The organism is Kitasatospora sp. NPDC056273 (genome assembly GCF_042268845.1).
In the GTDB taxonomy this organism is placed as follows: Bacteria; Actinomycetota; Actinomycetes; order Streptomycetales; family Streptomycetaceae; genus Kitasatospora.
The window spans coordinates 1-26,572 of the sequence record NZ_JBHJSJ010000068.1 but is presented as its reverse complement, the minus strand read 5'-3'; the positions used below and the strand labels follow the sequence as shown (position 1 = coordinate 26,572).

General features: G+C 72.9%; 22 protein-coding genes. 6 read left to right on the top strand and 16 right to left on the bottom strand.

From position 1 onward, the window contains the following. Window positions 1–13: 13 nt before the first annotated feature. From ACFCY1_RS36525 to ACFCY1_RS36495, 7 genes are all read right to left on the bottom strand, one after another. Window positions 14–2,362: an immune inhibitor A domain-containing protein gene (locus ACFCY1_RS36525; protein WP_049652524.1), complete on the bottom strand. Its 2,349-nt coding sequence runs from the start codon at window positions 2,360–2,362 to the stop codon at window positions 14–16. 344 nt (window positions 2,363–2,706) lie between these two features. Further along, complete coding sequence (locus ACFCY1_RS36520; protein WP_049652522.1) at window positions 2,707–5,226, bottom strand: ATP-dependent Clp protease ATP-binding subunit; 2,520 nt, start codon at window positions 5,224–5,226, stop codon at window positions 2,707–2,709. 689 nt (window positions 5,227–5,915) lie between these two features. After that, window positions 5,916–6,269: an Lsr2 family protein gene (locus ACFCY1_RS36515; protein WP_049652521.1), complete on the bottom strand. Its 354-nt coding sequence runs from the start codon at window positions 6,267–6,269 to the stop codon at window positions 5,916–5,918. Window positions 6,270–6,360: 91 nt separating this feature from the next. Next, complete coding sequence (locus tag ACFCY1_RS36510; RefSeq protein WP_049652520.1) at window positions 6,361–6,897, bottom strand: amino-acid N-acetyltransferase; 537 nt, start codon at window positions 6,895–6,897, stop codon at window positions 6,361–6,363. Between the two features lie 10 nt (window positions 6,898–6,907). Then, entirely contained in the window at window positions 6,908–7,345 is a 438-nt protein-coding gene (locus ACFCY1_RS36505) for a BlaI/MecI/CopY family transcriptional regulator (RefSeq protein ID WP_074001706.1), read from the bottom strand. Between the two features lie 243 nt (window positions 7,346–7,588). Further along, entirely contained in the window at window positions 7,589–9,145 is a 1,557-nt protein-coding gene (lysX, locus tag ACFCY1_RS36500; RefSeq protein ID WP_074001705.1) for a bifunctional lysylphosphatidylglycerol synthetase/lysine--tRNA ligase LysX, read from the bottom strand. A 95-nt stretch (window positions 9,146–9,240) separates the two neighbouring features. Further along, the gene (locus ACFCY1_RS36495) at window positions 9,241–9,981 is read right to left on the bottom strand and encodes a hypothetical protein (RefSeq protein WP_074001704.1); all 741 of its coding nucleotides are present in this window, start codon (window positions 9,979–9,981) and stop codon (window positions 9,241–9,243) included. 162 nt (window positions 9,982–10,143) lie between these two features. On the opposite strand from ACFCY1_RS36495, the gene ACFCY1_RS36490 reads away from it, so the two are divergent. Both ACFCY1_RS36490 and ACFCY1_RS36485 read left to right on the top strand, forming a co-directional pair. Further along, window positions 10,144–10,698 carry a SigE family RNA polymerase sigma factor gene (locus tag ACFCY1_RS36490; protein ID WP_049661170.1) on the top strand — a complete coding sequence of 185 codons (555 nt, stop codon included), beginning with the start codon at window positions 10,144–10,146 and terminating at the stop codon, window positions 10,696–10,698. A 50-nt stretch (window positions 10,699–10,748) separates the two neighbouring features. Then, entirely contained in the window at window positions 10,749–11,612 is an 864-nt protein-coding gene (locus ACFCY1_RS36485) for a hypothetical protein (RefSeq protein ID WP_375877320.1), read from the top strand. Window positions 11,613–11,619: 7 nt separating this feature from the next. Here the strand turns inward: ACFCY1_RS36485 and ACFCY1_RS36480 are convergent, their stop codons facing one another. The 8 genes from ACFCY1_RS36480 to ACFCY1_RS36445 form a co-directional block, all read right to left on the bottom strand. Continuing rightward, entirely contained in the window at window positions 11,620–12,408 is a 789-nt protein-coding gene (locus ACFCY1_RS36480; RefSeq protein WP_074001702.1) for a type III pantothenate kinase, read from the bottom strand. A gap of 47 nt (window positions 12,409–12,455) precedes the next feature. After that, on the bottom strand, window positions 12,456–13,424 hold the full coding sequence (gene nadC, locus ACFCY1_RS36475) for a carboxylating nicotinate-nucleotide diphosphorylase (RefSeq protein WP_049660205.1): 969 nt from the start codon (window positions 13,422–13,424) through the stop codon (window positions 12,456–12,458). A 4-nt stretch (window positions 13,425–13,428) separates the two neighbouring features. Further along, the gene (locus tag ACFCY1_RS36470) at window positions 13,429–15,099 is read right to left on the bottom strand and encodes an L-aspartate oxidase (protein WP_375877319.1); all 1,671 of its coding nucleotides are present in this window, start codon (window positions 15,097–15,099) and stop codon (window positions 13,429–13,431) included. Window positions 15,100–15,114: 15 nt separating this feature from the next. Beyond that, on the bottom strand, window positions 15,115–15,564 hold the full coding sequence (panD, locus tag ACFCY1_RS36465) for an aspartate 1-decarboxylase (protein ID WP_074001700.1): 450 nt from the start codon (window positions 15,562–15,564) through the stop codon (window positions 15,115–15,117). Between the two features lie 53 nt (window positions 15,565–15,617). Next, window positions 15,618–16,523 (bottom strand): pantoate--beta-alanine ligase, encoded by a 906-nt coding sequence (gene panC, locus ACFCY1_RS36460; protein WP_074001699.1) that lies wholly within the window; start codon window positions 16,521–16,523, stop codon window positions 15,618–15,620. Continuing rightward, window positions 16,510–17,454: a Rossmann-like and DUF2520 domain-containing protein gene (locus tag ACFCY1_RS36455; protein ID WP_375877318.1), complete on the bottom strand. Its 945-nt coding sequence runs from the start codon at window positions 17,452–17,454 to the stop codon at window positions 16,510–16,512. Before ACFCY1_RS36455 ends, panC begins: the two co-directional genes overlap by 14 nt. Before the next feature lie 103 nt (window positions 17,455–17,557). After that, window positions 17,558–18,247 (bottom strand): response regulator transcription factor, encoded by a 690-nt coding sequence (locus tag ACFCY1_RS36450; RefSeq protein WP_049660140.1) that lies wholly within the window; start codon window positions 18,245–18,247, stop codon window positions 17,558–17,560. A 38-nt stretch (window positions 18,248–18,285) separates the two neighbouring features. Continuing rightward, the gene (locus ACFCY1_RS36445) at window positions 18,286–19,518 is read right to left on the bottom strand and encodes a sensor histidine kinase (RefSeq protein WP_375877317.1); all 1,233 of its coding nucleotides are present in this window, start codon (window positions 19,516–19,518) and stop codon (window positions 18,286–18,288) included. A 129-nt stretch (window positions 19,519–19,647) separates the two neighbouring features. Here ACFCY1_RS36445 and ACFCY1_RS36440 point away from each other — a divergent pair, with 129 nt between their 5' ends. Together ACFCY1_RS36440 and ACFCY1_RS36435 are read left to right on the top strand one after the other, a co-directional pair. Continuing rightward, a complete protein-coding gene (locus tag ACFCY1_RS36440) occupies window positions 19,648–20,664 on the top strand; it encodes an SAM-dependent methyltransferase (RefSeq protein ID WP_375877316.1) in 1,017 nt (338 codons plus the stop codon). Then, entirely contained in the window at window positions 20,661–21,830 is a 1,170-nt protein-coding gene (locus ACFCY1_RS36435) for an NADH-quinone oxidoreductase subunit D (RefSeq protein ID WP_375877315.1), read from the top strand. The genes ACFCY1_RS36440 and ACFCY1_RS36435 overlap by 4 nt, the downstream gene beginning before the upstream one ends. Window positions 21,831–21,881: 51 nt before the next feature. On the opposite strand, the gene ACFCY1_RS36430 is transcribed toward ACFCY1_RS36435, so the two are convergent. Then, the gene (locus ACFCY1_RS36430; RefSeq protein ID WP_074001694.1) at window positions 21,882–22,778 is read right to left on the bottom strand and encodes a hypothetical protein; all 897 of its coding nucleotides are present in this window, start codon (window positions 22,776–22,778) and stop codon (window positions 21,882–21,884) included. Window positions 22,779–23,020: 242 nt separating this feature from the next. Here ACFCY1_RS36430 and ACFCY1_RS36425 point away from each other — a divergent pair, with 242 nt between their 5' ends. Both ACFCY1_RS36425 and ACFCY1_RS36420 read left to right on the top strand, forming a co-directional pair. Next, complete coding sequence (locus ACFCY1_RS36425) at window positions 23,021–23,503, top strand: hypothetical protein (protein ID WP_375877314.1); 483 nt, start codon at window positions 23,021–23,023, stop codon at window positions 23,501–23,503. Between the two features lie 38 nt (window positions 23,504–23,541). Further along, a complete protein-coding gene (locus ACFCY1_RS36420; RefSeq protein ID WP_375877313.1) occupies window positions 23,542–26,301 on the top strand; it encodes a toxin glutamine deamidase domain-containing protein in 2,760 nt (919 codons plus the stop codon). The last annotated feature ends 271 nt before the right edge of the window (window positions 26,302–26,572 follow it).

The window sequence follows — 26,572 nt, the reverse complement described above, 5'->3', positions numbered from 1 at the left end:
CGGGGGGTGACGATCAGAAGTTGTCGACCGGGCGGACCCGGATCCAGGTCTCCAGGTAGTTCGAGGACTCGTTCTCGACCTCGATGCTGGTCCCGGTCTTCGGGACGTTGACACCGCTGTACGGGTTGTCCTTGTTCCACCACGACTTCAGGTCGTTGAACTCGTCGACGCCCTTGGCCTTCGGGATGACGGTCTCGACGCCGGCCTTGTGCAGGGTCAGACCGGAGGTGCGGCGCGAGCCGAAGGTGGAGTCGTAGCCCTGCATGCGCGGACGCATCAGGGTGCCGTCGGTCCACTTCAGCGGAGCCGGGTGCGAGTCGACCGGCAGGATCAGGCCCTGGCCCGGGTGGGCGCTGACGTTGTTGTCGGTCTGCGACTCGTCCCAGTACCAGATCAGCAGGCCGGGCTGGTACGAGTAGTGCTCGACCCAGTTCGGCTTGTCGGCGAAGCCGAAGTTGTACGGGCCGGTCTTCAGGGTCTGGTCGAAGGACACGTACTGCCGGTTCTCCGCGATGTAGTACTGCGCGTAGTCCTTGGTGTACGAGCCGCCGAAGCGGGAGAACCCGTCGGCCACCCAGCCGTTGTCACCGTTCTCGACGTCGTCGCTGAACACGGTGGCGCCGTCGGCGACGACCGCGATGTTGTCCAGCGTCAGGCCGCGGAAGTGCAGGCCGCCGTCGGTGGTGTTGTGGTAGCGGAACTTGACCTTCTGGCCCGCGTAGGCGTCCAGGTTGAAGGACAGGTCGCCCCAGGCGGCCACCTGGCCGCTGATGGCCGGACGGCCGTTCTCGCGCGGCAGCGCGGTCCCGTTCCAGGTGCCGTCGACGACGGTCCAGGTCTTGCCGCCGTCGGTGGAGACCTCGCCGAACGCGTAGTCGAAGTCCTGCTCCAGCTCGTACCAGGCCTTGGCGTTGATGCTGGCCTTGGTCTTGCCGGTCAGGTCGATGTCACGGGTGAGCGTGACGTTCAGGTTGTCGGCGCTGCCGCTCCACCACTCACCGGTGCCGCCGAACGGCTTGTTGATCTCGGTGGTGATGCTCTTCTTCGGCAGGTCGACGATCAGACCCTGCGGCAGGTTGCTGTTGTACTCCGCCGGGCCGATGTGGTGGGTCGACTCGGTGCCCGCCTTGGCGTGGTCGGCCTTCAGCCAGCCCAGCTTGTACTTGCTCCAGGCGTCGAGGTCGTTCGGCATGTCGCCGATGCTGTCCTTGCCCTCGCCGAGCCAGGAACCGGAGGACATCAGCGACCAGAAGCCGACCGAGTTGTCGATGCCCTTGCCGGCGGTGTCGTAGAGGTCCGGCAGACCGAGGTCGTGGCCGTACTCGTGGGCGAAGACGCCGAGGCCGCCGTTCTCCGGCTGCATCGTGTAGTCGCCGATCCACAGGCCGCTGTTGCCGACCTGGACGCCGCCGAGCTTGTTGCCCTCGGGACCGGCCGTGCCCTGCAGGTTGCCGTAGACGTACGAGCGGTGCGCCCACAGGGCCTTGCTGCCCTGCTTGCCGCCACCGGCCGACTTGTCCTCGCCGGCGTGCACGATCTGGAAGTGGTCGATGTACCCGTCGGGCTGGTTGAAGTTCCCGTCGTGGTGCGAACCGTAGCGGTCCCACTGGTCGTACTGGGCCAGCGTGGCCTTGATCTGGGCCTCGGTCTGGCCCTTGGCCTGCTGGTCCTTGTACCAGATGTCCACGGCGTCGCGGATCAGGTCCTGGGCGCTGGCGCAGACGTTGGAGCCGCAGTAGTCGGAGCCGTACCGGGCCTCGTTCCACGGCACCCGGACCCAGTCCGAGACCACGCCGTCGACCGAGTAGCGGCCCGAGGACTGCTTCTCGTAGTAGGTCTTCAGCGAGGGCTTGTCCTTGGCGAAGTACAGGTCCTGGTAGTGCTGCTGGTTGTAGTCGGCCTGCCACTCGGTCGAGTTGTTGGTGGCCGGGTCCGGCTTCTCGATCTCGTTGTGCTTGGGGCCGGCCTCGCCGCCGTACTTGACCTTGCCGTCCGGCGTCTTGGTGGTGTTGTCCACCTGGTCACCGAAGTCGACCAGGATGGTGAAGATCTTGTCCGTGCGCTCGCGAGCGAGCTCGACGTACTTGTCCTTGCCGAGCTTCACGCTGGTGCTGCCGTTGTGCTGCTCGACCTCGGCGGTGCCGTTGAGGAGCTTCTCGGTGGCGGCCTTCTGCTCCGCCTCCACCTTCGCGGTCAGCGGACCCGGAAGGTTGTGCTCGGTGTTCTGGACGGCGTCGGCCGGGTCCCGCGGGACCGGGGCCGAGCCGGCGGCGACGGCGGAGGCCGGGAACAGGCCCGTGCCGAGCGCGACTATGACCGCTGCGGCCGTGGCAGCCGCAGCGGTTCTCCTGGTGTTCTTCAACGTTGTGACGTCCTCCCCGACCAGGGCCCAGCTCTTGGCCAAAGCCCGGCAAACCAAAATGAAAGACAGGTGGACGTCATTTGATCCAAGCGTGCACGGAAAAGATAGACCTTGACCATGACATGGTCACGGCGCTATCCTCCGCGACTTCCCATCATCTGACCGCCTGTCAACCGTATGTTCGTGAAAGGTCGGTGAGAAACCGAGCGCACCCGCACCAGCCAGCGCGGGGGCCAGCCGACCCGGCCCGCACCGGTTCGGCTGGCGGCGGGAGCGAACGCACCGAGCCCCCGGCGTCAACGCCGGGGGCTCGGTGGCTGTGAAGTTGTCTGTTAAAAGTTGGGTTACTTCGTCAGGTCCGGACCGGACGAGGCGACCGCGGCCGGGGTGTCCGCGACGGCCGACTTCTCCTCGCCGCGGAAGGTGAACTTGGCTTCCTTGCCCTCGCCCTCGACGTCGACGACGACGATGTGGCCGGCCCGCAGCTCGCCGAAGAGGATCTTCTCGGAGAGGTGGTCCTCGATCTCGCGCTGGATGGTGCGGCGCAGCGGACGGGCACCCAGGATCGGGTCGTAGCCGCGCTTGGCCAGCAGCTTCTTGGCCTCGACGCTGAGCTCCAGGCCCATGTCCTTGTCCTTGAGCCGCTCGTCCACCTTGTCGATCATGAGGTCGACGATCTGGATGATGTCTTCCTCGGACAGCTGGTGGAACACCACGATGTCGTCGACACGGTTCAGGAACTCGGGGCGGAAGTGCTGCTTGAGCTCCTCGCCGACCTTCGCCTTCATCCGCTCGTACCCGGTCTGGGTGTCACCCGCGGCCGCGAAGCCGAGGTTGAAGCCCTTCGAGATGTCCCGGGTGCCGAGGTTGGTCGTCATGATGATGACGGTGTTCTTGAAGTCGACCACGCGGCCCTGGGAGTCGGTCAGGCGACCGTCCTCCAGGATCTGCAGCAGCGAGTTGAAGATGTCCGGGTGGGCCTTCTCGACCTCGTCGAAGAGGACGACCGAGAACGGCTTGCGGCGGACCTTCTCGGTGAGCTGGCCGCCCTCCTCGTAGCCCACGTAGCCGGGCGGGGAGCCGAACAGCCGGGAGACGGTGTGCTTCTCGGAGAACTCGGACATGTCGAGCGCGATCAGCGCGTCCTCGTCGCCGAACAGGAACTCCGCCAGCGTCTTGGACAGCTCGGTCTTACCGACACCGGACGGGCCGGCGAAGATGAACGAACCGCCGGGGCGCTTCGGGTCCTTGAGGCCCGCACGGGTGCGCCGGATGGCCTGGGAGAGCGCCTTGATGGCGTCCTTCTGGCCGATGACGCGCTTGTGCAGCTCGTCCTCCATGCGCAGCAGGCGGGACGTCTCCTCCTCGGTCAGCTTGAAGACCGGGATGCCGGTGGCGGTGGCCAGGACCTCGGCGATGAGCTCCTCGTTGACCTCCGCGACGACGTCCATGTCGCCGGCCTTCCACTCCTTCTCGCGCTTGGCCTTGGCCTGCAGGAGCTGCTTCTCGTCGTCGCGCAGGGACGCGGCCTTCTCGAAGTCCTGCGCGTCGATCGCGCTCTCCTTCTCGCGGCGCACGTCGGCGATCTTCTCGTCGAACTCGCGCAGGTCCGGCGGCGCGGTCATCCGGCGGATGCGCATTCGGGAGCCGGCCTCGTCGATCAGGTCGATCGCCTTGTCCGGCAGGAAGCGGTCCGAGATGTACCGGTCGGCCAGGGTGGCGGCGGCGACCAGGGCGGAGTCCGTGATGGAGACCCGGTGGTGGGCCTCGTAGCGGTCGCGCAGACCCTTGAGGATCTCGATGGTGTGGGGCAGCGAGGGCTCGGCGACCTGGATCGGCTGGAAGCGGCGCTCCAGCGCGGCGTCCTTCTCCAGGTGCTTGCGGTACTCGTCCAGGGTGGTGGCACCGATGGTCTGCAGCTCGCCACGGGCCAGCATCGGCTTGAGGATGCTGGCGGCGTCGATGGCGCCCTCGGCGGCGCCCGCGCCGACCAGGGTGTGCAGCTCGTCGATGAACAGGATGATGTCGCCGCGGGTGCGGATCTCCTTGAGCACCTTCTTCAGGCGCTCCTCGAAGTCACCGCGGTAGCGCGAGCCGGCCACCAGGGCGCCCAGGTCCAGCGTGTAGAGCTGCTTGTCCTTGAGCGTCTCCGGGACCTCGCCCTTGACGATCGCCTGGGCCAGGCCCTCGACCACGGCGGTCTTGCCGACGCCGGGCTCACCGATCAGCACCGGGTTGTTCTTGGTGCGGCGGGACAGCACCTGCATGACCCGCTCGATCTCCTTCTCGCGCCCGATGACCGGGTCGAGCTTGGCCTCGCGGGCGGCCTGGGTGAGGTTGCGGCCGAACTGGTCCAGGACCAGGGAGGTCGACGGGGTGCCCTCGGCGGGCCCGCCGGCCGTGGCCGACTCCTTGCCGCCGCCGGTCTGGTAGCCGGAGAGCAGCTGGATGACCTGCTGGCGCACCCGGTTGAGGTCGGCGCCCAGCTTCACCAGGACCTGGGCGGCGACGCCCTCGCCCTCGCGGATCAGGCCGAGCAGGATGTGCTCGGTGCCGATGTAGTTGTGGCCGAGCTGAAGGGCCTCGCGGAGCGAGAGCTCCAGGACCTTCTTCGCCCGGGGGGTGAAGGGAATGTGACCGGATGGGGCCTGCTGGCCCTGGCCGATGATCTCCTCGACCTGCTGGCGAACGGCCTCAAGAGAAATCCCGAGGCTCTCCAGGGCCTTGGCGGCGACGCCCTCGCCCTCGTGGATCAGACCCAGGAGGATGTGCTCGGTGCCGATGTAGTTGTGGTTGAGCATCCGGGCTTCTTCCTGAGCCAGGACGACAACCCGCCGCGCGCGGTCGGTGAACCTCTCGAACATCGTTTATCGCTCCTCAGAGCGGTCGGGCAGTTCGGGGTCCGTCCCCGCCCTGTCCTTCCGCATGCTAGTCCCGCTCAGCGGCGCGGCCCACGGATTCACTCCCCGGTAGAGGAGCGAGATGCTGCGCGACCAGCCGACACCAATCCCAACCTGGTGTTGGGAAACGGTGTTCCCACAGGTGGGCCGGATGCACCGGATTCCGCTACGCCATCGGCGAACACGTGCCGCCGACGCCGCCGCCGGAACCCCTCCGGCCGGTCACACATACTGCCCCTGGACGGGCCGAAGAACCCGTCCACCTGCATTCATACCCGGTATCGGGGCGGTTCTCGCGCAGTTTCCGCGGTGGCGGTGTTCGCCTGGCGAGAAGTCGGGCCGCGGTGACGGCGGTTCGACGGCGGACGGGGTGCCGGGCACGTCGCCCCGGTGCCGTCCGCGTTGCCGCTTCGCCCCTACAGCGTCGCACGGCCCGTGATTGTTCCGCCGCCCGAGCCGCTACCCGAGCCGGTGCCCGAGGCGCTACCCGAGCCGCTGCCCGGGACGGCCTCCGGGGCCGGCCGCGGCGGGCTCCTCCGGGCACGCGCCGCGGGGCGCGGAGGAGACTCCTCCGCGCCCCGTGCGTGTGATGGTGGCGGCCGTCCCCGGCCGCCGGGCCCCGCACCCGCTCCGGCGGGCCCGCGGCGCCGGGATCAGGACGCGTTGGCCTTCTCGTAGGCCTCGCGGACGTTGCTCGGAACGCGGCCGCGGTCGTTGACCTCCAGGCCCTGCTCCTTGGCCCACGCGCGGATCTTGGCGGTGTCCGGGGCGCCGCCGCCGGCCGGACGCGCCGCGGTGCCGCGGCCCGGACGACGGGCACCGGCGAGCCGGCCGCTCTGCTTGCGGCCCTTCTCCACGTACGGCGCCAGCAGGCCGCGGAGCTTGTCCGCGTTGGCGCTCTTCAGGTCGATCTCGTAGGCAACGCCGTCGAGGGCGAACGTCACCGTCTCGTCCGCCGAACCGCCGTCGAGATCGTCTTCAAGAATGACCTGCACCCTCTGTGCCACGGGCTTCCCTTTCCGCTAAACGACCCATTGCCTAAGGAAAGGAAAGCGCCTTTCTCCGGAAAACACAAACCCTTGACCCGGTTGGAGCGGCTCAGAGGTGCAGCAGCATGCGCGAGTTGCCCAGTGTGTTGGGCTTCACCCGCTCCAGGTCGAGGAACTCGGCGACGCCTTCATCGTACGAGCGGAGGAGTTCTTCATAGACATCCGTAGCGATCGCCGCCGGGTCTGTCGTACCATCATCGGTTTCCTGGACCTCGCCGATCTCGACGAAACCGTGTTTCGCGAAGAACGCGACCTCGAACGTCAAGCAGAAAATCCGACGGACGCCCAGCCAGCGCGCGGTCTGCACCAGCTTCTCCAGCAGCAGGTGCCCGATCCCGGTGCCCCGGGCGACCGGATCCACCGCGAGCGTGCGGACCTCGGCGAGGTCCTCCCACATCACGTGCAGTGCGCCGCAGGCCACCACCACGCCGTTGTCGTCCCGTTCCGCGACCCAGAACTCCTGGACGGATTCGAACAGTGTGACTGTGGGCTTGTCCAGCAGAATGCCGTCGCGTGAGTAGGTGTCGATGAGCCTGCGCACTGCCCGCACGTCCGTGGTCCGCGCCCGGCGGATGGTGACCTCCATGGTCGGGACGTTATCGCGCCGCTCCCGGTTCCGTCCCACCGGTATCCGGTCCGCCGTCCGCGGAATCCGCGCCGGCCGGATCGGGCGGGAACAGAGCGGCCACCCGCAAGGCGTCCCGGAGCGCTTCGCGTTGCTCGGGCGACATCAGGCCGAAGAAGTGCACCAGGGCCGCCGCCGGATTGTCACCGGTGGCCCAGGCGTCGTTCATCAGGGCCGCCGTGTACGCCTCACGCGAGGAGACCGGTTCATAACGATAGGCCCGGCCGACCCGCTCGCGGCGCAGCCAGCCCTTTCTGTGGAGCTTGTCCAGGACGGTCATCACCGTGGTGTACGCGATTTCGCGTTCCGACCGCAGATCCAGGAGAACCTCGCGAACCGTGACCGGTCGGTTCCACTGCCACACCCGGGTCATGATGGCGTTCTCAAGTTCGCCGAGTTGCCGGACCATAGTGCGGCCAGGATAGGGAGTGAATGGGGCAAATCTTGTGAAGTGCGCCAAACCGGCGCGCCGCCACCCCCGGGAATCGGGAATGGCGGCGCGCCGGTCGTTCGGGGCGGCTGACGGGGTCAGTCGAGGTCTTCCTTGGCCCGCTGGGCCCCGCCCTGGCTGCGGACGATGGCCCGCACCAGGAATCCGAAGCCGATCGCCATGACCAGCGGCGGCACGATCGCGCTGACGTAGTCCATCAGGTCACTCCTCCTCGGTCTTCTCCGCCGTCGCGGCGGAAGCCTTCGGCTCCGGCTTCACCAGCGGGAAGAGCACCGTCTCCCGGATGTTCTTGCCGGTCAGCAGCATGATCAGGCGGTCCACGCCGAGGCCGAGGCCACCGGTCGGGGGCATCGCGTACTCCAGGGCGCGCAGGAAGTCCTCGTCCACCTGCATCGCCTCGACGTCGCCGCCGGCCGCCAGCAGCGACTGGGCGGTGAGGCGGGCGCGCTGCTCGACCGGGTCGACCAGCTCGGAGTAGGCGGTGCCGATCTCGGTCCCGAAGATCACCAGGTCCCACTTCTCGGCCACGCCGGGCCGCGAGCGGTGCTGGCGGGTCAGCGGGGAGACCTCGGTCGGGTAGTCCTTGATGAAGGTCGGCCGGACGGCGTTCTCCTCCAGCAGGCGCTCGACCATCTCCAGCACGATCTGACCGTGGCCCCAGTCCTTCTCGAACGGGATGCCGTGCTCGGCGGCCAGCTTGCGCAGCTCCTCGACGCCGGTCTCCGGGGTGACCTCGACGCCCAGGCGGGCCGAGATGCCCGGGTAGACGCCGATCTCCTCCCACGGCTCGGCCAGGTCGATCTCGTGCTCGACGCCGTGCGCGTCCACGCCCCTGATCACCGTGGTGCCCAGCGCGTCCCGGGCCGCGTTGACGATCGTCTCGCGGATCAGCTCGGCCTGGGTGTCGTAGTCGCCGTACGCCTCGTACGACTCCAGCGAGGTGAACTCCGGGTTGTGGGTGGAGTCCGCGCCCTCGTTGCGGAAGTTGCGGTTGATCTCGAAGACCTTCTCGGCGCCGCCGACCACCAGCCGCTTGAGGTACAGCTCGGGGGCGATGCGCATGTAGAGGTCGATGTCGTACGCGTTGATGTGGGTCTTGAACGGACGCGCGTTGGCGCCGCCGTGCACCGGCTGGAGCATCGGGGTCTCGACCTCGATGTAGCCGCGGTCCTCGTAGGTGCGGCGGATCGAGCGGACGACCTTGCTGCGCAGGTGCAGGATCTCGCGGGCCTCGGGGTTGACGATGAGGTCCACGTAGCGCTGGCGGACCCGGGCCTCCGGGTCGGTCAGGCCCTTGTGCTTGTCCGGCAGCGGACGCAGGCACTTGGCGGTGAGCTCCCAGCGGTCCACCATCACGGACAGCTCGCCGCGCTTGGAGGTGATCACCTCGCCCTCGACGCCGACCTGGTCGCCGAGGTCGATGTCGGCCTTCCAGGCCGCCAGTCGCTCCGGGCCCAGCTTGTCGAGGGAGAACATCACCTGGAGGTCGCCGGTGCCGTCGCGCAGGGTGGCGAAGCAGAGCTTGCCGCCGGTGCGGGAGAGGATCACGCGGCCGGTGACGCCGGCCCGCTCGCCGGTCGCGGTGTCCGGCTCCAGGTCGGGGTGCTTGGCACGCAGGTCCGCGATGGTGGTGGTGCGGGGGAAACCGACCGGGTACGGGTCGACACCGGCCGCCCGGAGCCGGTCGAGCTTCTCGCGCCGGACGCGCATCTGCTCGGGAAGGTCGTCGGTCGCGGGAACAAGGCTCTGATCGCTCACCCCACAAGGGTAGCCAGCCACACACGGTGCTCCGCGCCGGGATTGCCGCGGGGGAGGCCGCGACGGCGGCCTCCCCCGGATCGGACGCGGACGGCTCAGCCGGTGCCGGTGGCGAGTTCGACGTCCTCGGGGGCGTCGTCGGCGGGCGGGGCGGGGTGGGCGGGGGGCTTGGGGCGGCGGCCGAACAGCTCGGCGGGGGTGGGCATCCGGTGCGGACGGGGCGGGGTCTTCGCGGCGGCGGGCTGCTCCGGGCGGGAGTCGGTGCTGCTCATGGGGGTCCGTCCTCCTACAGGGGTGGGGTGACTGTGCGGCGGTGCGGCGGGACTCGGTACGGCCACCAGGTGGCGGGGCGGTCCGCTGTGGAGGGCGAGCCGCTCGCGGACGGCGGCCTCGGCCAGCGCGTGGCAGCGCCCGGCCAACCGGGACCGGCGGGCCCGCTCGCCCTGGCCGCAGGGCTGGCGGCTCAGTCCGCGCAGTGCGGTGAGGTCCTCCGGCCCGGGCAGGTACCCGTCGGACACCGCCTCCTCCAGCCGTTCCAGGTAGCCGGGGGCGCTGCCGGGCAGGGCGGAGCGGTAGCGTCCGAGGTCGGCGAGCAGGAAGGCGCGCAGCCGGCCGCCCTCCTGGACGGCCTCGTCGATCGCCTCGGTGAGGCGCAGGGCGTCCTGGACGTCCTCCGCCCAGAGTTCGGCGCCCGGCCCGGCGAGGGCGGGCCGGACGGGCCCCTGGAGGTGGACGGGCACGGCGGGGTGGAGGGCTTGGGCGAGGGCGCGGCGCAGCACGCGGACTTCGTCGGCGCTGAAGGCCATGCCGCCGCGCGATCCGTGTGGCGTAGGCATGGGCTGACACTACGTGACGAATATCCGATTTGTCGGTAACGTCGCGCCGAACCACCCACGGTCGGCCCGGCGAAGAAGCCTTTCGCCGCCACCTGTAACGCCACCCGGGGCGCACCTGGTCATCCAGGTGTCAGGGGAGAACGAGCGAGGGGGCCGGACAGGATGCGACCGGACGGTCAGGGGAAGGCGGCCCGGGGCGGGCGGCGGGACGAGGACTTCCAGGCCTTCGCGGCCGCCCGCGCCAGACCGCTCTACCGGTCGGCCTGCCTGCTCACCGGCGGGGATACCCACCTCGCCGAGGACTTGGTGCAGGAGGCCCTCGGGCGGATCTACGCCCAGTGGCACCGCACCTCCTGGTTCGGGGCCAAGCGCCGGATCGACAACCCGGCCGGGTACGCGCACACCGTGCTGGTGCGGGCCTTCCTCTCGCACCGCGTCCGCCGCTCCAGCGGCGAGCGGCCGGTCGAGGCGGTGCCGGACGGCGCGGCCCCGCAGGGCGACCCGGAACTGCGGCTCGCCCTGGTGGACGCGCTCGGCCGGCTCGCCCCGCGCGACCGGGCGGTGCTGGTGCTCCGCTACTGGGAGGACCGCAGCGTCGAGGAGACCGCCGCGGTCCTGCACAGCACCCCGGGCGCCGTCCGGACCCAGGCCTTCCGCGCGCTCGGCCGGATCCGCACGGTGCTCGGCAGCAGCCTCGACGACCTCGCCGAGCGCTGAGCCGGCGCGTCACGTCACGTCAACCCACTTGGTAGAGAGGTTGGTTCAGCATGTCCGCAGAGCACGACGGGCCCGAGGAGCGGTTCGAGCGGGCCTTCACCGAGGCCCTCGGCCGGGCCGGCGAGGCCTACGACACCGAACCCGGCCCGCTGGTCGACACCGGCTGGTCGCACGGCCGTCGGCTGCGCCGCAGGCGGCGGATCGGCACCGCGGCGGGCGCCGCCGCGCTGGCCCTGGTCGGGGTGGGCGCGGCCGGGATCGGCGGCTTGCTGCCCGGGCTCGGCCCGACGTCCGCCAGCTCGGTCTCCTCCGGTGCGGCCGTGGGCCAGCCGGTCTCCGGCGCTGAGTTCCAGCGGATGCTCACCGAGCTACTGCCCCCGGGGACGGTGCAGGTCGGCGAGGCCCGGGGGACCGAGAGCGACATCCCGCAGCTGCGGCTGGTGCTGGACGACGGGAACGGCCCGGTCCAGTACCTGTTCTGGATCATGCGCAACGGCGTCGAGCCCGGCTGCCTGGGCCCGCTTCCGGGCGACGCCTGCAGCGAGACCGACCTCCCGGGCGGCGAGCACCTGACCCTCTATCAGGCCGGGACGCGTCCCGGCGAGCCGGCCGGCTCCAAGACCTGGTCCGCCACGTTGACCGGGACCGGCTACGAGATCCTGCTCCAGGAGTGGAACCGCAAGCCGCTGGATCAGGGCACGCCGATCACCCGGACCGACCCACCGCTGACGCCGGACCAGCTCACCGCGGTGGTGAAGGACCCGCGCTGGAAGAAGGTCGTGGCGGCGCTGCCGAAGGGCCCGGTGATGGGGGTGGTCGTCACCCCCGCCCCCGGAGCCGCCTCGACGTACGGGCCGGACTCGGTGGTCACCGGCCCGGTCACCCTGCCGGCCTTCCCGAAGCCCGGCAGCTGAGCGCCGCTCAGCTCGCGGGGCGGTTGCGCTCGTACACCAGGCGCAGGCCGATCAGGGTCAGCCAGGGCTCGTGCACGTCGATGGTGCCGGCCTCGCCGAGGACGAGCGGGGCCAGGCCGCCGGTGGCGATCACCTGGACGTCGTCCGGGTCCTTGGCGAGTTCCCGGGCCATCCGCTCCACCAGGCCGTCGACCTGGCCGGCGAAGCCGTAGAGGATGCCGGACTGCATGCCCTCGACGGTGTTCTTGCCGATCACGTTGCGCGGGCGGGCCAGTTCGATCTTGCGCAGCTGGGCGCCGCGGACGCCGAGCGCCTCGACCGAGATCTCGATGCCGGGGGCGATCGCGCCGCCGACGTAGTCGCCGCGCGCGTTGACGGCGTCGAAGGTGGTCGCGGTGCCGAAGTCGACCACGATGCACGGGCCGCCGTACAGGTGGTTGGCGGCCAGCGCGTTGACGATCCGGTCGGCGCCGACCTCCTTGGGGTTGTCCATCAGGACGTGCACCCCGGTCTTCACGCCGGGCTCCACGATCACCGCGGGGACGTCGCCGTAGTAGCGGCGGGTCACCTCGCGGAGCTCGTGGAGCACGGCGGGGACGGACGAGCAGATCGCCAGGCCCTCCACCGCGGCCTCCTTCACCGCGGTGTGGCTGCCCATCAGCCCTTGCAGCAGCACCGCCAGTTCATCGGCCGTGCGGCGCGGATCGGTGGAGATCCGCCAGTGTTCCACCACGTCCTCGCCGTCGAACAGGCCGAGCGTGGTCTGGGTGTTGCCGACGTCGATGGTGAGGAGCACGGGGACGCTTTCTGCGAGTCGGGACGGGACTGCGGCCGACCTGACGGTCAGGCGCGCAGGTCCAGGCCGATGTCCAGGATCGGCGAGGAGTGGGTGAGCGCGCCCACGGCCAGGTAGTCGACACCAGTCTGGGCGACCTCGCGCGCGCTGGCCAGGGTCAGACCGCCGGAGGCCTCCAGCTTCGCCCGGCCGGCCACCAGCGCGACGGCCTCCTTCAGCTGGCCGACGGTGAAGTTGTCCAGCAGGATCAGGTCCGCCCCGGCCTCCAGCACCGGCGTGATCTGCTCCAGGGTGTCCACCTCGACCTCGACCGGCAGCTCCGGGTACGCGGCCCGGACGGCCCGGAAGGCCTCGGCGACGCCGCCGGCCGCGACCACGTGGTTGTCCTTCACCAGCGCGGCGTCCGAGAGCGCCATCCGGTGGTTGGCGCCGCCGCCGCAGCGCACCGCGAACTTCTCCAGCGCGCGCAGGCCCGGGGTGGTCTTGCGGGTGTCCCGGACGACGGCGCCGGTGCCCTCCAGGGCGTCCGCCCAGGCGCGGGTGGCGGTGGCGATGCCGGACAGGTGGCAGAGCAGGTTGAGCGCGCTGCGCTCGGCGGTCAGCAGGTCGCGGGTGCGGGAGCGGACCGAGAGCAGCACCTGGCCGGCCTCGACCCGGTCGCCGTCCTCGACGTGCCGCTCGACCTCGAACTCCTCCTCGCAGACCAGCGAGACGACGGCCTCGGCGACCCGCAGGCCGGCCACCACGCCGGCCTGGCGGGCGGTGAAGTCGGCGGTGGCGACGGCCTCGGCGGGCACGGTCGCCACCGAGGTGACGTCCTCGCCGCCGGCCAGGTCCTCGGCGAGCGCCAGGGTGGCGATGTCCTCGACCTCGACCGGGTCCAGCCCGGCCTGCTCCAGCAGCTCGGCGAGCTGCGGGTCCAGACCGGTCTCGTAGCCCTCGCCGTCCCCGCAGGCGCAGCCGTCGCCGCAGCCGCCCTGGTCGGCCAGGGGGAGTTCCTCGTGGGAGTGGGTCATGGTTCTACTGCTCCTCAGGGGTGCTGACGGGACCGCCGGTGGCGGCGAGGGTGGTGATCAGGTGGCGCCGCCAGTGGGCGTCGTCGCGCTCGGGGAAGTCCTCGCGCCAGTGGCAGCCGCGGGTCTCCTCGCGCTGCGCGGCGGCCGCGACCAGGGCGGTCGCGACCAGCAGCAGGTTGGCGGCCTCCCAGGTCTCCACCCGGGGGTCGGCCGGCTTCTCCTCGGCCACGTGGGAGCGGGCCTGCTCGGCGAGCAGGGCCAGTCCGGCCGCGGTGTCGGCCATCGACGCGGCGGAGCGCAGGATGCCCGCGCCGCGCGACATCAGCCGCTGGATCTCGGCGCGGGCCTCCGACGGGGGCAGCGGGACGGGCTGCGCGGCGCGGGCGGCGGCGACGTCCACCGCGCGCTCGGGCAGGTCGCCGGCCGCGTCCAGCCCCGCCAGGTCGGCGGCGATCCGCTCGGCGAAGACCAGGCCCTCCAGCAGCGAGTTGGACGCCAGCCGGTTGGCGCCGTGCACCCCGGTGCAGGCGACCTCGCCGCAGGCGTACAGGCCGGGGACGCTGGTGCGGCCGTTCCGGTCGGTGCGGACGCCGCCGGAGGCGAAGTGCGCGGCCGGGGCGATCGGGATCGGCTCGGTGACCGGGTCGATGCCGTTGGCGCGGCAGAAGGCGAGGATGGTCGGGAAGCGGTGCTCCCACATCCCGGCGCCGAAGTGCCGCCCGTCCAGGAACATGTGCTCGGCGCCCTGCTCCTGCATGCGCCGGGTGATCGCCTTGGCGACGATGTCGCGCGGGGCGAGTTCGGCCAGCTCGTGCTGTCCGACCATGAAGCGGACGCCGTCCGCGTCCACCAGGTGGGCGCCCTCGCCGCGGACCGCCTCGGAGACCAGCGGCTGCTGGCCCTCGGCCTCCGGACCGAGCCAGAGCACGGTGGGGTGGAACTGGACGAACTCCAGGTCGGTGACGGCGGCGCCGGCCCGCAGGGCCAGGGCCACGCCGTCGCCGGTGGAGACCGCCGGGTTGGTGGTGGCGGAGAAGACCTGGCCCATGCCGCCGGTGGCGAGCACCACCGCGCGGGCCCGGACGGCGCCGACGCCGTCGCGCTGGCCCTCGCCCATCACGTGCAGGGTGAGCCCGGCGGCGTGGCCCGCCGCGTCGGTCAGCAGGTCGAGCACGAGCGCGTGCTCGATCAGCTCGATGCCCGGGTCGGTGCGGACGGCGGCGACCAGGGCGCGCGATATCTCGGCGCCGGTCGCGTCCCCGCCCGCGTGGACGATCCGGCGGCGGTGGTGGCCGCCCTCGCGGGTCAGCAGGACCTCGCCGTCCTCGCCCCGGTCGAACAGGGCGCCGGTGGCGATCAGCCGGCGGACGGCGTCCGGGCCCTCGGTGACCAGGGTGCGGACGGCCTCCTCGTCACAGACGCCGGCGCCGGCCACCAGGGTGTCGTCCAGGTGCTGTTCGGGGGTGTCCCCCTCGCCCAGGGCGGCGGCGACGCCGCCCTGGGCCCAGCGGGTGGAGCCTTCGTCCAGCACGGCCTTGGTGACCACCATGGCCCGCAGGCCGGCCTTGCGGACGTTGAGCGCGACGGTGAGGCCGGCGACCCCGGAGCCGACCACGACCACGTCGGTGGCGGCGGTCCAGCCGGGGGCCGGTGCGGTGAGGCGGTGCGTGGACATGGGTGGCTGGCTCCTTCAGCGCGAGACGGCGTCGGCCGCGCCGTTGCCGTCACCGTACGCCCTGTCACCCCGGAGCAGTCCGCTGCCCTCCGGGGCCTCCGCCGGGTCCCCGCCCAGGCCGGTGATCCGGTTCTGCTTGTCCACGAAGACGATCTTCGGCTCGTAGCCCTTGGCCTCGGCCGTGTCCATCTGCCCGTAGGCGATGAGTATGACGAGGTCGCCCGGGTGGACGAGGCGGGCGGCGGCGCCGTTGATGCCGATCACGCCGGAGCCGCGCGGGCCGGCGATGGTGTACGTCTCCAGCCGGGCGCCGTTGTCGATGTCGACGATGTGGACCAGCTCGCCGGGGAGCAGGTCGGCGGCGTCGAGCAGGTCCTCGTCCACCGTGACGGATCCCACGTAGTGCAGGTCGGCCTGGGTCACGGTGGCCCGGTGGATCTTGGACTTGAGCATGGTGCGGAGCATTGCGGGTCACGCCTCCTGTGAGTGCATGCCTGAAGGGGGTTCTTACTGCGGTACTACCGAACGATGATGCGGACGTTGTCGATCAGGCGGGTCGGGCCCACCTTCGCGGCGACGGCCAGCACCGCCTCGCCCTGGAAGTCGTCCGCCGCCTCGGAGAAGTCGTGCGGGTCGATCAGGGCGAGGTAGTCCAGGGTGACGCCCTCGGCGCCGTCCAGGGCGGCCGAGGCGGCCTCGCGGACGGCCTTCGGGCCCTGCGCGGCGGCGTCCCGGCCGGCGAACAGGGCCTTGGACAGGGCGAGCGCGTGCTCGCGGTCCTCCGCCGAGAGGTAGCGGTTGCGCGAGGACAGCGCCAGGCCGTCCTCCTCGCGGACGGTCGGCACGCCGACGATCTCGACGTCGAAGTCCAGGTCGGCGACCATCCGCTGGATGATCGCCAGCTGCTGGGCGTCCTTCTCGCCGAAGAAGGCGAAGTCCGGGTCGGTGATGTGCAGCAGCTTGGCGACCACGGTCAGCACGCCGTCGAAGTGGCCGGGCCGGGTGGCGCCCTCGAAGCGCTCGCCCATCGGGCCGGCCGCCATCCGCACCTGCGGCTCGCCGTTCGGGTAGACCTCCTCGGCGGACGGCGCGAAGACCACGTCGGCGCCGTGCTCCTCGGCCAGCCGCACGTCGTCGTCGAGGGTGCGCGGGTAGCGCTCCAGGTCCTCGCCCGGGCCGAACTGGAGCGGGTTGACGAAGACCGTCACCGCGACCCGGCCCTCGCGGCCGACCTGCTTGCGGGCGGCCCGGATCAGCGCGGCGTGGCCCTCGTGCAGCGCGCCCATGGTCATCACGACGGCGTTGTCGACCGGCTGCTCGTCCGGCCAGAACGCGGCCTCGAAGTCGTCCACGGTGCGGGTGACGACGGCCCGGTGGACCTTCGGCGTCCGCTGGGGCTTGTTCGGCTGCTTACCGCGTGCCATCAGTGCTCTCCTCGTTCAGTACGTCCAGCAGTGCCGCCGCCGACGTTTCGTCGATGGTTCCGTTGGCGAGCGCCCGCTGCGCGGTGGCGCGGGCCATCGCCCGGTAGGCCGCCGGGATGTCCGGGGACACCGTACTGAGCTGCGCCAGGTGGCGCCGCACGGTGCCCGCGTCGCCCCGGGCGACCGGGCCGGTGAGGGCCGCGTCACCGGAGCGCAGGCTGTTGTCCAGGGCGGCGCCCAGCAGCGGGCCGAGCAGCCGCCCGGGCTCGGCGACGCCGGCCGAGCGCAGCAGCTCCATCGCCTGCGCGACCAGGGTGACCAGGTGGTTCGAGCCGTGCGCGAGGGCGGTGTGGTAGAGCGGGCGGACCTCCTCGGGCACCCACTCCGGCTCGCCGCCCATCTCCACCACCAGCGCCTCGGCGACCGGCCGCAGCTCCTCGGGGGCGGTCACGCCGAACGGGCAGCCGGCCAGCCGGGCCAGGTCCACCGAGGTGCCGGTGAAGGTCATCGCCGGGTGCAGGGCCAGCGGCAGCGCCCCGGCCCGGGTGGCGGGCTCCAGGACGGCGACGCCGTGGGCGCCGGAGGTGTGCACGACCAGCTGGCCGGGGCGGATCGCGCCGGTGGCGGCCAGCCCGGCCACCAGGTCGGCCAGCGCGTCGTCCGGGACGGTCAGCAGCACCAGGTCGGCGGCGGCCAGCACCTGCGGCGGGGTGACGATCCGCACGCCCGGCAGCAGCGCCTCGGCGCGGCGGCGGGAGACGGCGGAGACCCCGGAGGCGGCGACCACGGTGTGCCCGGCGAGCTGGAGCGCCGCGCCCAGCGCGGGGCCGACCCGGCCGGTGCCGACCACGCCGACGGCCAGCCGGGCGGGGCGGTTGCCGGGGTCGCCTGGGTCGCCGAAAGCCTGGTCGGCGAAGTCGGACGGATTCACGTCCACCCTTGTCCTGCCTTGTCCTGAATGACCGTTCCAGTCCGCTCCACGGGTACCGGACGTACCGCCCCAGTCTACGGGGGCGCCCGGACGCCGAAGCGGCTCAGTCGCCGGCCCCGGCCCGGATCAGCCCGGCCTCGTACGCCAGCACCACGGCCTGGACCCGGTCGCGCAGCCCCAGCTTGGCCAGGATCCGGCCGACGTGGGTCTTCACGGTGGCCTCGGAGAGCACCAGCCGGGCCGCGATCTCGCCGTTCGACAGGCCCTGGGCGACCAGCAGGAACACCTCCCGCTCGCGCTCGGTCAGCGGGCCGAGGACGTCCGAGCCGGGCGCGCTCTGCGGGGTGGGCAGCACCTCGGCGAAGCGGTCGATCATCCGGCGGGTGGTGGTCGGGGCGACCACCGCGTCCCCGCCGTGCACCGCGCGGATCGCGGCCACCAGCTCGGTCGGCGGGACGTCCTTGAGCAGGAAGCCGCTGGCGCCGGCCTTGAGCGCGGCGAAGGCGTACTCGTCCAGGTCGAAGGTGGTGAGGATGAGCACGTGGGGGGCGTTCGGCAGCGGGCTGCCGTCCTCGGCGAGGCAGATCCGGCGGGTCGCCTGCACGCCGTCCAGCCGCGGCATCCGGACGTCCATCAGGATCACGTCCACCTCGGTGCGCCGCAGCTGCTCCAGGGCCTGCGCGCCGTCGCCCGCCTCGGCGGCGATCTCGATGTCGCCCTGCGACTGGAGGATCATCCGGAACCCGGTGCGCAGCAGTTCCTGGTCGTCGACGAGCATCACGCGGATGGTCAAGGTGGGACTCCTTGGAGGGGGGTGGACGGCGGACGGGGCTAGTGGGCCGCCTTGAGCGGCAGGACGGCGCGGATCCGGAAGCCGCCGCCGGGGCGGGGGCCCACGTCGAGGCTGCCGCTGACCATGCCGACCCGCTCGCGCATGCCGATCAGGCCGTGGCCGAGGCCGTCCGCGCCGCCGGCGGCCAGGTGCTCGTCGGTGCTGCCGCGCCCGTCGTCCTCCACCAGGACGGCCAGCTCGCGCTCACCGAAGTCGACCGCGACCCGGGCGTGCGCGTCGGGGCCGCCGTGCTTGCGGACGTTGGTGAGCGCCTCCTGGACGATCCGGTAGACGGTCAGCTCGACGCCGCGCGGCAGCTCGCGCGGGTGCCCGGAGGTGGCGTAGTCCACGTCGAGCCCGGCGGTGCGGACCTGCTCCAGCAGCTCCGGCAGCTCCTCGACGCCCGGCTGCGGCACGTACTCCTCGGCCTTGGTGTCGGCGGTGCGCAGCACGCCCAGCAGGCGGCGCATCTCGACCAGCGCCTGGCGGCCGGTGGAGGCGATCGTGCCGAGCGCCTCCTTGGCCTGCTGCGGGGAGTTGTCCAGCACGTACGCGGCGCCGTCGGCCTGGACGATCATCACCGAGACGTTGTGCGCGACCACGTCGTGCAGCTCGCGGGCGATCCGGGCGCGCTCGGCGGCGACCGCCACCTTGGACTGGGCGTCCCGCTCGCGCTCCAGCCGGGCGGCGCGGTCCTCCAGCTCGGTCAGGTAGGCGCGGCGCACCCTGGTCAGCCGGCCCCAGGCCCAGCAGAGGATGAACGGCGTGCTCATCAGCAGCGTGATCAGCGCCGCCTCGCCGAAGGTGTACGGGCGGGTGTGGGCGTCGCCGGCCCGGTCGAAGACCGTCTTCACCGGCATCATCTGCCAGAACACCAGCGGCCCGGAGGCCAGGCCGGCCGTCAGGGCCAGCCGGGAGATCCACTTCTGGCCGAAGGCGGCGCCGGTGTAGGCGAAGACCAGATAGGCGATCGAGGAGCCGGCCGGCGAGATGTCCACGAGTACCTGGCCGACGCCGATGGCGGCGGCGGCGGACACCGTGAGGTCCGGGTAGCGCCGCCGGACGACCATCAGCAGCGGCAGCACCACCGCGATCGCGAGCGAGAGGTCGAAGCGCCAGCCCTCGTCGATCGAGGCGTCGTTCGGCACCAGGCCGGCGAAGAGCACCATCGCCGCCCAGGCGGCGTCGACCACCATGGGGTGACGGCGGAGCCAGGCGTTGAGTCGATGCACGTGTCCAGCGTAGGCAGTCGCTCCGTGTGCCCAGGTCCGCCGGTAGGGCGATCCGCCCTACTCCGTAGGTCGGAGAAGCACCCGATCCGATGGGGAGGGTCGACCGGGCGCCGGGTAGCGTCCAGCCCCATGACTTGGATGCGGTGGGCGCCCGCCATGGAACGGGCCCTGTACGACCCCGGGCAGGGCTTCTACCGCAGGCCGGAGGGCCCCGCCGGCCACTTCCGCACCTCCGTGCACGCCTCGCCGAGGTTCGCCCGTGCGGTGGCCCGGCTGCTGCTGGAGGTTGACGAGGCCCTCGGTCGTCCGGAGGAGCTGGCCCTGGTCGACATGGGGGCCGGGCGGGGCGAACTGCTCACCGGCGTCCTGGCCGAACTGCCCGCGGAGGTGCTGGCGCGGCTGCGCCCGTACGGCGTGGAGGTCGCCGACCGCCCGGCTGGCCTGCCGTCCACAGCCCTGTGGACGGACCGGCCGCCGCGCGGGGTGACCGGGCTGCTGTTCGCCAACGAGTGGCTGGACAACGTCCCGCTGGACGCCGGCGAGGTCGACGAGGACGGGGTGCTGCGCTACGTCGAGGTGGACACCGCGACCGGCGGGACCCGCCTCGGCGAGCCGGTCTCGGCGGCCGACTCGGCCTGGGCCGGCCGCTGGTGGCCGGTCGCGGAGCCCGGCGACGCGGTGGAGTTCGGCGGCCCCCGGGACGCCGCCTGGGCGCGGGCGGTGGCCGGGCTGGAGCGCGGCCTGGCCGTCGCCGTCGACTACGGGCACACCGCCGGGCGGCGGCCGCCGTTCGGCACGTACGCCGGATTCCGGGACGGCCGGGAGGTGGCGCCGGTGCCGGACGGCTCCTGCGACGTCACCGCGCACGTCGCGCTGGACTCCGTCGCCGTGCCCGGTCTCCACAGCCTGTGGACAACGCAGCGGGAGGCGCTGCGGGCGCTCGGCGTGAGCGGCGGGCGCCCGGCGCTCGCGCTGGCCTCCAGCGACCCCGTCGGCTACCTGCGGGCGCTCAGCGGGGCGGGGGAGGGGGCCGAGCTGACCGACCCGGGTGGGCTGGGCGCCTTCGGGTGGCTGGTGCAGGCCGTCCGCATGACGGAACCAGTGAGCTTGGCGGGCCTGCCGGGATGGCAGACTCTGGGGGCATGAGGGAGACCACGGTCGGCATCGGGGCGGGAGCCGAGAACTTCACCGGCGCGGCGGGCACCACCGACATGGTGCTCAACATCGGCCCGCAGCACCCGGCCACCCACGGCGTGCTGCGCCTGAAGCTGGTGCTGGACGGCGAGCGCATCGTCAGCGCCGAGCCGGTGATCGGCTACATGCACCGGGGCGCGGAGAAGCTGTTCGAGGCCCGTGACTACCGGCAGATCATCATGCTGGCCAACCGGCACGACTGGCTCTCCGCCTTCTCCAACGAACTCGGCGTCGTCATGGCCGTCGAGCGGATGCTCGGCATGGAGGTCCCGGAGCGGGCGGTCTGGATCCGCACCCTGCTCGCCGAACTCAACCGGGTGCTCAACCACCTGATGTTCCTCGGCTCGTACCCCCTGGAGCTCGGCGGGATCACCCCGGTCTTCCACGCCTTCAACGGCCGCGAGGACCTCCAGCACGTGCTGGAGGAGGCCTCCGGCGGCCGGATGCACTACATGTTCAACCGGGTCGGCGGCCTCAAGGAGGACCTGCCGGCCGGCTGGCTCGGCCGGGTCCGCACCGCCGTCGCCACCGTGCGCGCGCAGCTGCCCGTCTTCGAGGACCTCGTCCTCGGCAACGAGATCTTCCGCGCCCGCACCGCCGGGGTCGGCGTCCTCACCCGGGCGCAGGCCGAGGCGTACGGCGTCAGCGGCCCCATCGCCCGGGCCAGCGGCCTCGACCTCGACCTGCGCCGCGACGAGCCGTACCTGGCGTACGGCTCCGAGGAACTGCGGCAGGTGCTCACCGTGGTCACCCGCGAGGAGGGCGACTGCCTGGCCCGCTTCGAGTGCCTGCTGGAACAGACCCTCAACGCGCTCGACCTCGCCGACGCCTGCCTCGACAAGCTCGCCACGCTGCCGCCCGGCCCGGTCAACCAGCGGCTGCCCAAGGTGCTCAAGGCACCCGAGGGCAGCACCTACGCGTGGACCGAGAACCCGCTCGGGATCAACGGCTACTACCTGGTCTCGCGCGGCGACAAGACGCCGTGGCGGCTCAAGCTGCGCTCGGCGTCCTTCAACAACATCCAGGCGCTCACCGAGCTGCTGCCGGGGACGCTGGTCGCGGACATGGTGGCGATCCTGGGGTCGATGTTCTTCGTGGTCGGGGACATCGACAAGTAGGCCGGTGCCGGGGGCCGGTGCCGCCGCGTAGGGCGGGCACCGGTGCGGGGGTCAGTCCTTCTTGGACTTCCTGACCGGGTCCGCCGGGTGCGGGGCCACCTTGCGGTCGCCCTTGGTGGCGATCCGCTCCTCGCACAGCCGGGCCAGCACCTCGTACCCCTTCCGGCCCATCAGCTCGGTGAGCTCCGGGCGGTAGCTGACGTACACCGCGTCCGCGCCCTGGTGGGCCGCCGGGGCGCCGGTGCACCACCAGTGCAGGTCGTGGCCGCCCGGGCCCCAGCCGCGGCGGTCGTACTCGCCGATCGTGACCTGGAGGTAGCGGGTGTCGTCGGGGCGGTCGATCCAGTCGTAGGTGCGGCGGATCGGCAGCTGCCAGCAGACGTCCGGCTTGGTCTCCAGCGGCTCGCGGCCCTCCTTGAGGGCGAGCGCGTGCAGGGCGCAGCCGGCGCCGCCCGCGAAGTCCGGGCTGTTCACGAAGATGCACGCGCCGCCGACCCGGCGGGTCTGGCGGTCGCCGTCCTCGTCCAGCATGGTGATGCCGCCGTCGGAGACGATCCGGCCCTTGGCGTCGGTGCCCTCGGCGAAGTTCTCCCACAGCTCGGGGGTCAGCCGGGTCGCGTGCCCCAGGACGCGCTTCTCGTCGTCCTCGTCCGAGTAGTGCGCGCCCAGCGTGCAGCAGCCGTCCGACTCGCCGCGGCCCTCGCGGATGCCGTGGCAGCCCTGGCCGAAGACGCAGGACCAGCGGGAGGTCAGCCAGGTGAGGTCGCAGCGGAAGACCTGCTCCTCGTCGGCGGGGTCGGCGAACTCGACCCAGGCACGGGCGAAGTCCAGCGGGACCTCGTCGCGCGGGATCTCGCGGCGCAGGCTCGGCATCGCGAGGTCGACGGGGGCGGGGGAGGCCTTGGGCTTCGCCTTGGACTTCTTCTTGGACGTTTCTGCTGGTGCCACCCGGCAAGGGTAGAGCTTTCGGGGGCGGGAGCGCGGTGGCGGGACCGGTGGCGGGGTCGGGGGTGGGGTCGGGGCGGGTTTTGCGGCGGGGCCCGGCGGAGCACGGGGCGGGGTCGGTAGTGGCGGGGTCGGCCGGGGTGAAGGCGGGGTGAAGAGGTCCGTCGGGCGCTGCGGGCGGGCCCGGGGGCGCGCCTAGGATGGCGGCCGGTCCGCGGCGGGGTCCGCGACGGGGAGGTACGGGGATGGCAGGCGGCAGCACCGGGGCGTCCGGCGGCGCGGGCGGGGAGTTCGTCCTCAAGCCGTGGGCACTGCACGGCGAGGGCCGGGAGTTCGAGAAGCTCGGTGGCGAACTGACGAAGGCCGTCGCCGCCCTGGAGCAGGGCCTCGCCGCGCTCGGCGCCCCCTGGGGCGCGGATCAGCCGGGCAGCGGGTTCGCCACCGTGTACGGGCAGGCGCGCGGTGAACTCGTCGGCGGGCTGCGGGGGTTGGCCGGGCGGGTGGCCGGGGTCGGGGCCGGGCTGCACACGATGGCCGCGCGGACGGCGGACGCGGACAGCGCGGCGGCGGGTGGGTTCGGGGCGACGGCGGTGCCGGGGATTTCGGGGGCGACGGCGGTGTCGGGCGTTTCGGGGGCGACGGCGGTGCCGGGGGTCGCGGGAGTTCCCGGGGTGCCGGGGGCAACCCCCGGGGTGGTGCCCGCCGTCCCCAAGGACATGTCGGTCTGACGGACCCGGCCCGAAGCCCGGCTCGAAGGGGGAAGCGCGTGTCCCGGAAACTGCCCGAGGAACTGGTCCCGGTGCTGGCCCGGACCGGCCGGCTGTGGCCGCAGGCCGACGAGGAGGGCCTGCGCAAGGCCGCCGGAGTCTGGCGCGAGTTCGGCAAGGAGGCCGACCGGCTCACCCGCCGCTGCGGCGAGTCCGTCCGGCGGGTCACCGCCGACAACTCCGGCCACGCGGTCGAGGCCTTCGGCGCGTACTGGCAGGCCTTCAGCGGCGGCGGCAAGGGCCACCTGGACGACGCGCACAGCGCGGTCGGGCTGGTCGCCGGGGCCTTCGACACGTCCGCGCGGGCCGTGGACACCTGCAAGGCCGAGATCATCGCGACCCTGCGGCAGCTCGCCGCCGAACTCCGGCAGGCCGAGGAGCAGGCGGCCAAGGCCAAGGAGGCGGCCGGCAAGGTCGCGGCGGCGGCGGCCGGCGGCGACCCGGCCGGGAACGGGGTGGCCGGGAGCGAGGTGGCCGGGAACGGGGTGGTCGGCGGACTGCGGAAGGCCGTCGGCGGCCTCGCGGCCACGGTGGAGAACGCCGCCACCGAGCAGGTCGCGGCGGGCGTGGCGGCCGTCGCCGTCGAGACCGCCGCGCTGAAGATCGGCGGACTGCTCGCCGAACTCGGCCGCGCCATGAAGGACGCCCTGTCCGGCGTGCTCGAGGAGCCGGCCGCGGTCGCCCTGCTGAAGCTCGGCAGCACGCCGGGGACGGAGGTCACCGCCGCCTCGTACCGCAACGGCGCGTTCGACCCGCTCGCCGCCGGGCTGCCCGCCGCCCTCGGCGAACCGGGCGTGCTCGGCGCCGACGGCTCCGGGCTGGTGCTGCTCGCGGGAAAGGACGGCAAGCCGCTGGTCGGCGTGCCCGGGCTGACGGTCAAGGTGGACGAGCAGGGCAAGCCCGTCCTCGGCCCGGACGGGCAACCGGTCATCCTCCGCGCCGACGGCACGCCGGTGGCCGACGCCACCGGGCTGCTGGTCGTCCCGGGGCCGGACGGCAAGCCGGTGGTCGGGGTGGCGGACCTGGCGGTCCGGCTGGACGAGCACGGGCAGCCCGTGCTCACCGACGAGGACGGCAAGGCGCTCCGCGGGGTGCCGCTCGCCGGGCTGACACCGGGGGCGGACGGGCCGGGTGGCGACAAGCCGCTCGCGGGTGCGGCGCCCGACGGGCCGACGGTGCCGACGGCGCCGGGCGCGGTGTCGGTGGCCTCGGTCGCGGTGGCGGACCCGGGGGCGGTCGTCGGCGGGCCGGACGTGGCGAGCGCGGCGAGTGCTCCCGTGGGCGCGTCGGCGGGTGGTTCCGTGGCGGCCGGGGGCTCGCCGGGTCAGCACCGGGCGACGGGCGGTGGGGGCGGGGGCGGCGGTGACTGGGCACCGCCGGTACCGGCCGTTGCCGCGCCGGTCCGGCAGAGCGGCGGGTCGGCGGGCTGGTCGGACGGGGACTACCCGCTCCAGGCGCCCGCGGCCGCCTCGCACAGCGGCGGGAGTACGGGCGGGCCGGTGGCCGTACGGACGGACTCGGTGAGCGCTCCGGCCGCACCTGCCACCGCGCCCGTCACCGCACCGTCAGCCGGAGGAGCCGCGTACGGCCCGGCGCCGGAGACCCCCTCGGCGGTCCGGCCGGTCGGGGTGCCCGGGCAGTTCGGGACCCCGGCGTACGGCGCGTACCAGGCGGCCGGTCCGGTCGCCACCGTCGGGCCGGGGCCGCTGGCGGGCACCGGCGGCGGACCCGCGAACGTGGCGGCCCCGTTCGGCAGCGGCGTCGGGGCGGGGGCGACCGGCAGTCCAGGCGGCCCCGGCGGCGTGGTGGGCGGTGGGCCGGCCGTCGGCGGTCCGGCCGCTGGAGGGCCGCCGACCGGCGCGCCGGTGGCCCGGACCCCGGTCGGCGTGGCGCCGCACCCGGTCGTCGGACCGCCGCCGGTCCACACCGCGCCGCCTTCCCCGGCCGTGCCCCCGGTCGTCGGGACCACCCCGGTGATCGGCCGCCCCGAGGCACACCCGGTGGAGGCCCGACGGCGGGAGAACGCGGCGGTCCCCGCCGACCCGACTCTCGCCTGGGGCGCGGTCCCGGTCGCGACCGCCCACGCGATGGCCCTCCAACTCGCCCTGCGCGCCCGGCGCGGAGCCCCGCCGGAGGATCCGGCGTTCCGGCCGCGCAGCATCGCCGACAGCCGTCCGTACGGCCTGCCGGGCGGGCTCGCACCGGTCGACCCGGAGCACCAGGCCGAACTCGAACGCCGCGCCCCCCGGGACGCGGACGGCCTGCCCGTCCGCCACCCCGACCCGGCCGCCGGCGGCTGGGCGGAGGCCGTCAACGACGGCGGCCACCGCGAACCGGGCCGGGCCAACAACAGCCTGGAGATCGCCCTCTCGGCGGTCGAGTGCTACACCGGCCGCCCCACCTGCGCGGCCCCGCGCATCCCCACCGAGGGCGACGCCGGCGAACGCGGGGGCCGCGACCGCGCCGAACGCGAACTCGGCGCCCCCTTCCGGGACCTGGGCGACGGCGCCCCGGCCTTCGACCGCCTCGCCGACGACCTCCGCCGCGCCGGCCACGGCTCCCAGGCGGTGCTCCTCACCCTCGACGCCTACGGCCGCCCGCACGCCTGGAACGCCGTCAACCACCAGGACGCCGTCACCTACCTCGACCACCAGCTCGCCCGCCAGGCCCCCACCCCCCTCCACCCCGCCACCCACGGCCTCTGGGCCATCGCCCTCACCCCCGAAGGCCGCCCCCTCCCCCTCACCCCCGCCGCCTGACCCGCCCCCCTGCCCCTCGTTTCCTGACCCGGACCCCGCACCCCGCGCAGGAAGTCGGCCCGCCCGACTTCCTGCGCAGCCGCACACGACACCCCCTCTGCGGAGAAACCTGTAGACCGGTCGCCATATTCGCCACAAGGGAACCGGGGGTAGTCCGCGCGAGAAGTCGGCCCGCCGACTCTGCTGGCGAAGTCGGTTGGGTTGGGCGTGGGACAGTAAGTGTGTGCCGGTCGGGGCGGGTTGGCTATCTGTGGGGGTGGGTCGTGTTGCG